The organism is Synechococcus sp. H55.9 (genome assembly GCF_047462355.1).
In the GTDB taxonomy this organism is placed as follows: domain Bacteria; phylum Cyanobacteriota; class Cyanobacteriia; order Thermostichales; family Thermostichaceae; genus Thermostichus.
Map to the genome: position 1 here is coordinate 1 of NZ_JANSJB010000093.1, position 10337 is coordinate 10337.

Consider the following 10337-nt stretch of genomic DNA (forward strand, 5'->3'; position numbering starts at 1 on the left):
AGGACGTTGTAGCCGCGCATGCGCTTGTAGCGCACCACCACATCCGGCAGGGTAAAGGCAAAGGCATGGCCCATGTGTAGGCTGCCGGTGACGTTGGGCGGGGGCAGCACCATGCTGAAGGCTTCTCCCGGCGCCTTGGGATCCGCTACGTAGAACCCCTTTTCCTCCCAAAAGCGCTGCCACTTCGGCTCGGTGTCAAAGGGGTTGTACTGGCTGGGCAGATGGGCGAGGGCAGGTGCAGCAGTCATGGGGAGAATAGGCCAACGGTTGAGAAGGATGAATCACTTTATAGAGTAGCAGTCTAACCCCTTGCCCTTTGGGGATGGGTAAGGCTGATCCCGATCACCCAGCAGAAAGGCGCTTTGGGCTAAGGTACTGCTATCCTCAGCGTTCAGATGCGGCTCTATGTACAGATCATTGGCGGCAACGGCCCTGATGGTTCTAATGGCTTTATCCGGTAGGATCCCTGCCTTCGCGCAACAAGAGTGGTGGAAACACTCAAAAGACGACATCCTGCTTTGTTATGGGCAGCCCGTCGATCCAGCCTCTCTACTGGGTTTTGAGGCTTGCTTGAGTGCCCGCAGCCACCCTGATGAAAAATCCCGGCTGGTAGGACTGTATTTTGTTCCGTACAGCGATTACGCCTTTTGCTTCGCAGGTACAGAGAAGCTCAATAGCTTAGAGTGGACTCTTGTGGGTCGAAGTGGAGAGTTCGTGTTTGGCCTAGATCGCCCTCTGGCCCCTTCTGAACTAGAAGGGGAGACCCCTTGGATTATCCAGCGAAAAGCCCGCATTCTCGATATGGAGGGGGATCCTGCCGCCGGTTTCAGCCAACTGGTGGTTTACGACGAAACCGAGTTGAATCTGAAGGGGTTTGCCATAGTGATTGCGCCGCCAGGGTACTTTGGGGATTCCATTTTGCCAGAAGTGTTTTTGGAGCGGCCCGAATGCCAGGCAATTTTAAATTGAGGGCCTTACACATACCGGGCGAGTTCAAAGAATCGCTACTGCTTCAGGACAGTGGGCAGGTCCTTCCCTGTTGGCAGATGCCCATAGAGCCAAGCGAAAAGCAAAGACAAACTGATGAATCGCTTGCCCATCTGCAGGAACTCAAAGGGGAGTTGTCGACACTCATTGAAAAGTGTCAACAAAAGTTTTCTGAGCAAGAGAAAAGTTCTTCTTGCACTATCTTTCAACAACAGCTCGATAACTCATGACAAGAGAACCCCTTGCACCATTTTTTGCTAATGCTTGGCAGCCCTTATGCCCAAAAAGTGGGGAGCAAGGGATCCCGATTCAACTGATTACTCTGAAGAGCCTGCTGTCCCCTCCAGCTTTGGCACGACTGGATGCGGACAGCAGCTATGCGTTTTGTCGGGATCCCGTTTGTCCTGTTGTTTATTTTTCCGAGCAAGGTCAAAGCTTTGGGGTTGACGACCTCAAGGTTCCAGTCTTTCAAAAAGAAAGTGGCGAGGACGTGCCCGTCTGCTACTGTTTTGGATGGACGCGCCGGCGCATCCGGCAAGAGCTGAAGGGATCCAAAACGCCCCAGGCCATTCTTGCCGAGATTGCCGCCCACATCAAAGCCAGGCGCTGTGGCTGCCAGGTCAACAACCCCCAGGGGTTTTGCTGTCTGGAAAATGTCAGGCAGGTCATCTTAGAAGTGCAGCAAGAGAAAGTTGGGGAACGAGATAGCTGAAGAGCCAAAAGACCAGAGATTTCTCCGTTCCAAGGGTAGCTTTGGTCGTACCATTCCTACGAGGATTGCGCACAGATTGTCCAACCTTCTAAAGGCAAACTTGTGTCTAGAACCTTCTTGGCTGGGGTGGGAATTATCGCAATTATCGGCTGAAATAGGCGTTGAGCCATTCCAGGCATTCCATAAAGTAAAACACTAGAGGTCCGGTAAAGACGTAGCTATCGCCCCGATCCAAAATGCCGCCGTGGCCGGGGATGAGATCCCCGGAGTCTTTGACACCGGCATCCCGCTTCATCAGCGATTCCGTTAGGTCGCCCAACAGGCTCGTTAGCCCAATCAAAAACCCCAGCACGCTGCCGCTCCACCAGCGCCAGGGCCAGTTCAGATAGTAGGCTCCGGCCATGGCCAGGGCCACGCTGGCTGCGATCCCGGCCACGGCCCCTTCCACCGTTTTTTTTGGGCTGAGGAGGGAGAGCTTGGTGCGCCCAAAGGCCCGCCCACAGAGGTAGGCCGCTACATCGGCAGCAATGACACAGCCAATAGCCAACAGCGTAATCCACAGCCCTTCCCCCAGTCCTTGGGAAAAAGACAAAGCCCTGACCCGAATCCAGAAGCTGGGCAACAGCGCGCAGTAAAACAATCCCAAAATCGAGGTGGCAATGTCGGCGATGGTGGCCAGCTTGGGCTTAAAAAGCAGATAAAAGCAGATCACAGAACCGGCCACGATAAAAGCAGGGCTGGTCCACTCCGGCTTAACCTGCTGCAAAATCACCAGCACTTGGCTGGAAAACATGGTGGTGCGCATGGCCGGTGCATTGCCCTTGGCCTGCACCAAGCGAAAGAACTCCAGTTGGGCCAGAAAGACGATTAGCCCCATGGCCGCCGTGAAGTACCAGCCCCCTAGCAGGGTGACCGTCAGGGCAAACAGCACCGCCGCAAAACCGCTAACCCAACGGGCTCCCATAGGCGCACCCCGTCACGTTGGTTGGCCAAATATCTCTTGCCCGCGGCTCCAGGTCGAAGTCCGATCCGAAGGCAGAAGAAGCCCTCATCCTTGCGCTCTTGGTGTTCGGGATTCGCGTCTGCGCGACGAAGTCTTGATGCGGCTGCTGCAAAATGGAAACGCCTCTTGCCCTAGCCCTTCAGTTTAACTCTCCTGGATCTCAAACAACTGCCCTTGGCCCTACAGGGTGGAACTTACGGGCAAGGTGGCAGGCAAATCCCAACAAGCGATCCTTGAGCATGAGATAATAGGCAAACTGCAAAGCTCACTGCTGACCGCCTAGGACATTCCTGACTCGTTGCACTGCAGCATGGTTCAAGAACTTACTTCTCGCTCTACGACTGCTCGCATTTCTGCCCAAGAGGCTCGCCTTCTCTATGAAGACATGGTGCTGGGCCGCCTGTTTGAGGACAAGTGCGCCGAGATGTACTACAAGGGCAAGATGTTCGGCTTTGTGCACCTGTACAACGGCCAAGAGGCTGTTTCCACGGGGGTGATCAAGGCGCTCAAGCCCACCGACTACGTGTGCAGCACCTACCGGGATCACGTGCATGCCCTCAGCGCCGGGATCCCCCCGCGGGCGGTGATGGCGGAGCTGTTCGGCAAGGCCACCGGCTGCAGCAAGGGCCGCGGCGGCTCGATGCACCTGTTCTCGGCGGAGCACAACTTTTTGGGCGGCTATGCCTTTGTGGCCGAGGGGATCCCGGTGGCCACAGGGGCGGCCTTTTCGGCCAAGTACCGCGGCACCGACCAGGTGACAGCCTGCTTCTTTGGGGATGGAGCCTGCAACAACGGCCAGTTCTACGAGTGTCTCAACATGGCCGCCCTCTGGAAGTTGCCCATCCTCTATGTGGTGGAAAACAACTTCTGGGCTATCGGCATGGCCCACAAACGGGCCACTTCAGTAACCGACATCTACCTCAAGGGCCCTGCTTTTGGCATGCCCGGCTACCAAGTGGACGGCATGGACGTGCTGGCGGTGCGAGAGGCTGCCCAACAAGCTATTGCCCGGGCCCGCGCCGGCGAAGGCCCCACCCTGCTGGAGTGCATCACCTATCGTTTCCGGGGCCATTCCCTCGCCGATCCTGACGAGCTGCGCAGCCCGGAAGAAAAAGAGTTCTGGCGGCAGCGGGATCCCATCCAACGACTGGAACGCTACGCATTGGAACACAACTTGATGACCGAGGCAGACTTTCAGGCCATCCACGCCGAGGTTGGCGCTGCGATTGAAGATGCGGTAACCTTTGCCCTCGAAAGCCCAGAGCCCACCCTGGACGAGCTACATCGCTTTGTGTTTGCCGAAGACGAATAGATCCAGGGCAAACCCCAGCCACAAAAGGCCGCCGATCTGTTTCCAGCCTGTTCCGACGGATTACAGGCAGGGCTGGCTCTTTTGAGCTGAGGGATCCTGCCGACCCCGAAAAGGGTGTGAAGGCATCAGCGACCCACCTGAGCCCAGCAACCCTCGAGGATCCTCAATGCTTAACATCGGGAAACCCTTCCAGAGATCTGCGCAATAGAGCAGCCTTTTTTGTAAATATCACTTCCCATTTGTTTACATAGCTTCATATCATTGAGGTATTGAGCATGAGTATTTATTCCTGGTCATGAGCAATCCTCTTGAGTTTCCTTGGCTGTCGGCCCTGGTGCTCTTGCCGCTGCTGGCAGCCTTTGGGATCCCTTTGATCCCTCAGAGCCGTTGGGCGCGTTGGTATGCCCTCGCTGTGGGGGCTTTGGATTTGGGTCTGATGGTCTATGTCTTTGCGCGGCACTACGACCTGCAGGATTTTTCGCTGCAACTGGCGGAGCGCTACGCCTGGGTGCCCCAGATCGGGTTTCACTGGTCGCTGGCGGTGGATGGCCTGTCCTTTCCGCTGGTGTTGCTCTCGGGCTTGATTACGACCCTGTCGATCGGGGCGGCTTGGAATCTCACCCACAAGCCGCGTTTGTTTTTCTTCCTGCTGCTGCTGATGTACGGCGCCCAGGTGGGCGTGTTCCTGGCGCAGGATCTGCTCCTGTTCTTCTTGATGTGGGAGATCGAGCTGGTGCCGGTCTATCTGCTGATTGCCATTTGGGGTGGGCCGCAGCGCCAGTACGCCGCCACCAAGTTCATCCTCTACACCGCTGCCGCCTCTATTTTTATTCTGGTGGGATCCCTGGCGATGGCCTTCTACGGCGAGGGCTTTAGCTTGGAGATGGCAGAGCTGAGCGCAAAATCCTACCCGCTGGCACTGCAGATCTTGGTGTATGCGGCTTTCCTGATTGCCTTTGGGGTGAAGCTGCCGATTTTTCCAGTTCACACCTGGCTGCCGGATGCTCATAGCGAAGCCTCGGCGCCCATTTCCATGATCCTGGCCGGGGTGCTGCTCAAGATGGGGGGCTACGGCCTCATCCGCCTGAACGTGGGCATCTTGTCGGAGGCCCATGTGTACTTTGCCCCGGTGCTGGCGGTGTTGGGCACGGTGAACATCATCTACGGGGCGCTGGCCGCCTTTGGGCAAAACCACCTCAAGCGGCGCTTGGCCTATTCGTCCATTGCCCATATGGGCTTTGTGTTGATCGGGATCTCTGCCTTCACGGAGTTGGGCATCAACGGCGCCCTCTTGCAAATGATCTCCCACGGTCTGATCGCTGCAGTTTTGTTCTTCCTGACAGGGATCACCTACGAGCGCACCCATACCCTTGCCCTCGACAAGTTGGGCGGGTTGGCCAAGCAAATGCCAAAGGCTTTTGCCCTGTTTACAGCAGGATCCCTGGCCTCGTTGGCGCTACCCGGGATGAGCGGATTTGTGGGTGAGCTGACGGTGTTCTTGGGCTTGATCACCAGCGATGCCTATGCGCCGACCTTCAAGGCAGGAATTGCTCTGCTGGCGGCAGTGGGCATTATTCTGACGCCCATTTACTTGCTCTCTATGCTGCGGCAGGTGTTCTACGGGGCTCAGGATCCCGGCTTGGTGTTGGAAGACTACCTGGGGGATCTGCGCCCGCGAGAAATGGCGGTGGCTCTCTGTCTGCTGTTGCCGATTCTCGGCATTGGCCTCTACCCGCGGCTGGCTACCCAAACCTACGATGTTACGACGGTGGCGGTAGCTGCTCAGTTGCGCAGTGTGTTGGCAACTGAAATTGTGCAGCGGCCTTTCTTGCCGGTGCAACCGGCCCAGGTGGCGGCTCTGACCCTGGAAGATTGAAACGGGGTCAAGACCTCGGTTGTTCTCTATCCCTCAATTAGCCCAGAAGAGCTGGTGTTCGAGGAGCAACTCGACTCAACCTTCAGCTCTTCTTTTTGTTTTTTTAAGCTTCTTTTAAGTTTTAAGGTTGGATTTAGGATTGGGGATGCTCCTGGGCTGGGATTTTCCGATGGTTGATTGTTCTTGGGCTGCCAATCCTAGCGGTGATCGGTACGAATGGAGTTCTGTTCCATCAGGTTTAGCTGCACCACCAACCACCAGAGGGTTACATCCGAATAGGTCGCCCGACGCTTGAGCCGAGAAATGGAGTGTACCGGGTTTTGGCTGTCGATCATCCACTCCGAAGCGATGATTTGGCCACGTTGCTGAGCATTCATGGTTTCTCCCTCCGCTCGCCAACTGCTCAATACTTAGGATGGCTAATACCCAGAATGGCCAATTTGCACGGGAGTGTGTGAAAAAATATATTACACAGGCATCTCCAAAGTCGGCTAACTTTCTTAGCAATAGGGATCTCATCAGCTGCTGGGTTGCCGATTCGCCGTCCGGGAACGAGAAAAACCTTGTAAAAAGGGCAAAATATTGGCTGAGTGGATCCCCTCTATCTTCACAAGTCTTAAAACCGGAAAGATCCCATCTCTCTACTGGCCTGAAGGTCTGGGTTCTACCTCTGTTTGCCAACCTTTATAGCAGCAACCCTTGAGAAGTCCAAAACAACGATGAGAGCCAAGGCCACCTCCCCCCAGCCCGCCGCTGCTTTTGCAGAAGTGGTGGAGGCCAACACCACAACCTTTGTGGCCCAGTGCTTCGAGCCGGAACGCTTGACCTTCCCGCCTATGCCTGCTCTCGGCAGTTGGACGCGCTCCCAAGACGAGGAGACCGGCAACCCGATCTATGGAGTGGTTTGCTATGCCGCCATTGCGCCCATCGACACGATTCACCGCACCCGAGCTTTGGGTCTCTCCCCTGAGGAGTTGCGGGAGCAGCAGCCTCAAATTTTCGCCATGTTGCGCACCGATTTCCGCGCGGCCATTGTCGGCTTTGTCAGTGGGGGGCGGGTCTACCAGTACCTGCCGCCACGCCCTCCCCAGATTCACCAGCCAGTTTATCTCTGCTCCGATACAGAGGTCAGGGAGTTTTGCCGCTCTTTCGAGTTTTTGCGTACTCTGCTACGGGTCAACGGGATCCCGACCGATGAGCTGGTGGCTGCCGTGATTCGCCAGACTTACCGAATCCTGAACTGGGATCGCAACTGGCTTTTACAGGCAGGTCGGCAGTTAAGCTCGCTGTTGCGGGACGATTACGAGCATCTCAGCGCGATTTTACGAAAGATTGAAGTATAGGCGAAGAAATGTTGAGAATGGCCTTGGATCCTTCTTGAGTCGAGCTAGAGGGTGATAATCTGAGGCAGTTTGCTGTGGGATGTGTTCCTTTTGTATCCTCTTTCCGCTGTAAAAATGTTTAACAAATTCAATTCTTCTGATAAGCCCTCTAAAGGCAATTGGGCAGGCCGCACCTTTTCTGCTGCTGCGGGCGCTGTAGTGGCAGCCGGTGTTTGCATTGCCCACGGTCAGCCGGCTCATGTGTCGCTGTGGGTGGCCTGTTGCGCGACCGTATTTACCCTTGTTTTGGATGAGATGGGCTGGATTTAGGCTCAGTATCAATCGGCTTTGGGTTGTGCTGCATTGAGAAACCGGACTAAAGCAGAGATCAACCACTAGGAAATCTCAAATAGAGCTCCCTGCCCATCTGGGCTTGCGGCTTAGGTGAAGGGATCCCTTCATCCTGCTTCGCGGGCTGCCCGCACCAACAATCCTGCTGTGATCAGCCCTGCCAAAATAGAGCTGCCGCCATGGCTGAACAAAGGCAGGGGCACACCTGTGGTGGGCAGGATCCCGGTGACCACGCCGATATTCATTAGCGACTGCCCCACCAAAAACATCAGGCAGCCGCAGGCTACCAGGCGAATGGGCAACTCTCGGCAGCGACCCATCACCCGCCAGCCCAGCAGGGTATAGAAGGTCAGTAGCCCCAGAAAGAACAGGGATCCGGCCAAGCCGAACTCCTCTGCGTACACCGAGAAGATGAAGTCGGTGTATTGGATGGGCAGATAAAACAGCTTTTGCTGGGAAAGGCCATACCCCTTGCCCCACAGGCCGCCAGAGCCAATGGCCAACAGGCTTTGCACCAACTGGTAGCCATCCCCTTGGGCATTGCCCCAGGGATCCAAAAAAGCCAGGATGCGCCGCCGTTGGTAGTCTTTGCTGAGAATGCTGGCCACGGTTGCCAGAATCCCCAGCCCCGCTGTGGCCAGAAGGGAGAAAGCTGGGATCCCGGCAGCCCAAGCCATGACCCAGAGGGTAAGGCCACAAATGGCCGTGGTGCCCAGGTTGGGCTGGGCGAGGATCCCCAAGAGGGCAAAGGCGAAGATGCCCACCCACAAGACGCGGAACCAGAGCGGGTGGTGAAACCAGCGGCCAAAGACCCAGGCTCCCTGCAACACCAACAGGGGCTTGAGCAATTCGGAAGGCTGGATAATCGGGATCACCTTTAAGTCCAGCCAGCGGCTGGCCTCCAGGCGGGAAACCCCCAGCCCCGGCACTTGGGTGGCCCACACCAAGCCAACTCCCACCAAGCAGAGGATCCCGGCCCAGGGGAACCAGCGCCGCAAGGGGATCCGCACCAGAGCCGAAAAGCAACTCAGCCCCAGCCCGGCCCAGACCAATTGACGCCTGAAAAAGTAGAGGCCATCGCCACTGATCCGCTGAGCCACGGGGTAGGAAGCAGAAAACAGCATCATCAGCCCCAGAGCCAGCCAGACCAGGGTGAGCCAGCGCAGCCAGCGAGCTTCAGCATTCCAGGGATCCCTGGAGGGCTTGGCAGCAGGCTCGGAAATGGTTGCCACGGTGTTCAAAGCTGGAGTACTGGTCGAAACTGGCGCAGGCGGGAGACAGCAAAACGGTGATGGGTTGAGCAGGGGCTCCGTCCCGCTGACGCGAGAGGGAACAGGCCGCTGCCAAGGCCCTTTCCACAGCTAGATCTAGGGTTGGCACGAGCTCAACGTCAGTATAGTGGATCCCCTTGAGGGCCGCGGCCAGAGTGGGGCCAGCCTCTCCAATCAGCAGCACCCGCGCCACCTTGGCCCGAATCAACTGCAGCCAGGCGGCGGGATCCCCCTGCTTGGCCCTTCCCCCGGCAATCAAAACAATGGGTGGGGGGAGGGCGTTGAGCGCCACCCAGCCGGCCTCGTAGTTGGTGGCCTTGCTGTCGTTGACGAAGCGGATGAGGGTGGATCCCATCTGGATTTGCGCCACCCGCTCCAGCCGATGGGGCATGCCGGCAAAGGATCGGATGGCTTTTTGAATGGCGGCGTTGGGGATCCCGGCCAGACGCGCTGCTGCTGCCGCCAAGAGCAGGTTTTGCAGATTGTGTTGGCCGGGGCAGCGTTCTGCAAAGTCTCCCAACTCCGCCACCGCTTCCCCCTGGATATAGAGGCAGCTTTCCCGCAGGTCAACGAATGCAGTGGGATCCCGTTGTCCAGCAACAAGGGAAATCCAATAGGTGTTTTCCCAGTCCTGTCGGCGGCGGCACAGGTAGGGATCCTCGCCATTCACGACCCGCCACTGGGCCCGATCCAAGAGGCGAGCCTTGAAGCCGGCATAGCGCTCCAGCGTCCCGTGCCGTTCCAAGTGATCGGGAGTGAAGGTGGTCCACACCCCAATGCGCGGCGGCCCCCCAGGCGTACTGCTCATGAGGCGGCTGCTGGCTTCCAACTGATAGCTGCTCAGCTCCGCCACGATCCAATCCGGCTCTAGCTTTCCCTGGAGCGTTTCCAAAGCCACCTGAGAGAGGGGAAGGCCGATATTGCCGCAGGGGATCCCTTCTAGCCCCGCGGCTTTGAACATCTCCGCCACCAGCGCCGTGGTGGTGCTTTTGCCGTTGGTGCCGGTGATCCCCACCCAAGGCAGGTGCTCAAGGTAGCGCCAGGCCAGCTCCGCTTCCCCCACCACCTCGATCCCCTGTTGACGCGCCGCCTGCAGCAGCGGGTGATCCCAGGCAATGCCCGGACTGACCACCACCTGCTCCACTCCTGTTGCCAGTTGAAAAGGCTCCCCCAGCCGAACGGGGATCCCTTCCTGGCTCAACTCGGCCTGCCGCTGCCGCAGGAGAGGGGACTCTTGCTCATCCCAAACCAGCACTTCATACCCTTGGGCCCGCAACAGTCGCGCTGCCGCCAGCCCCGCAATACCCAGCCCCAAAACCTGATGGCCCACGTTGGTTTCCCCATCATCCCCCTAGGTCTGGATCTTACAATGGCTACATCCATCACCCTCTTCTTCTCTCTCACATAACGCTTTCTCAAGGGATCCCGATGGCCGGCGTGAGGTTTGGCATTGTTGTTTTTCCCGGGTCTAATTGCGACCGAGACGTAGCCTGGGTGGCCCGC

General features: G+C 57.4%; 11 protein-coding genes. 6 read left to right on the forward strand and 5 right to left on the reverse strand.

Annotated features, from left to right (window positions below):
- Positions 1–248, reverse strand: a 248-nt coding sequence (locus NW857_RS10885; protein ID WP_414368932.1) for a class I tRNA ligase family protein, incomplete at its 3' end; no start/stop codon positions are given.
- A 466-nt stretch (positions 249–714) separates the two neighbouring features.
- Between NW857_RS10885 and NW857_RS10890 the strand changes: the two genes are divergently transcribed.
- Together NW857_RS10890 and NW857_RS10895 are read left to right on the forward strand one after the other, a co-directional pair.
- Positions 715–969: a hypothetical protein gene (locus NW857_RS10890; RefSeq protein ID WP_414335398.1), complete on the forward strand. Its 255-nt coding sequence runs from the start codon at positions 715–717 to the stop codon at positions 967–969.
- A 244-nt stretch (positions 970–1213) separates the two neighbouring features.
- Positions 1214–1699 (forward strand): putative iron-sulfur cluster-binding metallochaperone, encoded by a 486-nt coding sequence (locus NW857_RS10895; protein WP_414336999.1) that lies wholly within the window; start codon positions 1214–1216, stop codon positions 1697–1699.
- Between the two features lie 142 nt (positions 1700–1841).
- On the opposite strand, the gene NW857_RS10900 is transcribed toward NW857_RS10895, so the two are convergent.
- On the reverse strand, positions 1842–2663 hold the full coding sequence (locus NW857_RS10900; protein ID WP_414335095.1) for a phosphatidate cytidylyltransferase: 822 nt from the start codon (positions 2661–2663) through the stop codon (positions 1842–1844).
- A gap of 349 nt (positions 2664–3012) precedes the next feature.
- Between NW857_RS10900 and pdhA the strand changes: the two genes are divergently transcribed.
- Together pdhA and NW857_RS10910 are read left to right on the forward strand one after the other, a co-directional pair.
- A complete protein-coding gene (pdhA, locus tag NW857_RS10905) occupies positions 3013–4014 on the forward strand; it encodes a pyruvate dehydrogenase (acetyl-transferring) E1 component subunit alpha (RefSeq protein ID WP_414335094.1) in 1002 nt (333 codons plus the stop codon).
- A gap of 295 nt (positions 4015–4309) precedes the next feature.
- Complete coding sequence (locus NW857_RS10910; protein WP_414368933.1) at positions 4310–5890, forward strand: NAD(P)H-quinone oxidoreductase subunit 4; 1581 nt, start codon at positions 4310–4312, stop codon at positions 5888–5890.
- 197 nt (positions 5891–6087) lie between these two features.
- Here the strand turns inward: NW857_RS10910 and NW857_RS10915 are convergent, their stop codons facing one another.
- Positions 6088–6267 carry a hypothetical protein gene (locus tag NW857_RS10915; protein ID WP_414335092.1) on the reverse strand — a complete coding sequence of 60 codons (180 nt, stop codon included), beginning with the start codon at positions 6265–6267 and terminating at the stop codon, positions 6088–6090.
- A 342-nt stretch (positions 6268–6609) separates the two neighbouring features.
- Here NW857_RS10915 and NW857_RS10920 point away from each other — a divergent pair, with 342 nt between their 5' ends.
- Positions 6610–7233 carry a hypothetical protein gene (locus tag NW857_RS10920; protein WP_414335091.1) on the forward strand — a complete coding sequence of 208 codons (624 nt, stop codon included), beginning with the start codon at positions 6610–6612 and terminating at the stop codon, positions 7231–7233.
- 90 nt (positions 7234–7323) lie between these two features.
- Positions 7324–7542, forward strand: a complete 219-nt coding sequence (locus tag NW857_RS10925; RefSeq protein ID WP_414349028.1) for a hypothetical protein — start codon at positions 7324–7326, stop codon at positions 7540–7542.
- Between the two features lie 128 nt (positions 7543–7670).
- Here NW857_RS10925 and NW857_RS10930 read toward each other — a convergent pair whose 3' ends face one another.
- Both NW857_RS10930 and murD read right to left on the reverse strand, forming a co-directional pair.
- A complete protein-coding gene (locus NW857_RS10930) occupies positions 7671–8795 on the reverse strand; it encodes an FtsW/RodA/SpoVE family cell cycle protein (protein WP_414335089.1) in 1125 nt (374 codons plus the stop codon).
- A complete protein-coding gene (murD, locus tag NW857_RS10935) occupies positions 8740–10164 on the reverse strand; it encodes a UDP-N-acetylmuramoyl-L-alanine--D-glutamate ligase (protein WP_414335088.1) in 1425 nt (474 codons plus the stop codon). Before murD ends, NW857_RS10930 begins: the two co-directional genes overlap by 56 nt.
- Between the last annotated feature and the right edge of the window lie 173 nt (positions 10165–10337).

Coding starts and splice junctions, on each gene's coding strand:
- NW857_RS10895 (WP_414336999.1), top strand. CDS start 1,214: ATGACAAGAGAACCCCTTGCACCATTTTTTGCTAATGCTTGGCAGCCC.
- NW857_RS10900 (WP_414335095.1), bottom strand. CDS start 2,663: ATGGGAGCCCGTTGGGTTAGCGGTTTTGCGGCGGTGCTGTTTGCCCTG.
- pdhA (WP_414335094.1), top strand. CDS start 3,013: ATGGTTCAAGAACTTACTTCTCGCTCTACGACTGCTCGCATTTCTGCC.
- NW857_RS10910 (WP_414368933.1), top strand. CDS start 4,310: ATGAGCAATCCTCTTGAGTTTCCTTGGCTGTCGGCCCTGGTGCTCTTG.
- NW857_RS10915 (WP_414335092.1), bottom strand. CDS start 6,267: ATGAATGCTCAGCAACGTGGCCAAATCATCGCTTCGGAGTGGATGATC.
- NW857_RS10920 (WP_414335091.1), top strand. CDS start 6,610: ATGAGAGCCAAGGCCACCTCCCCCCAGCCCGCCGCTGCTTTTGCAGAA.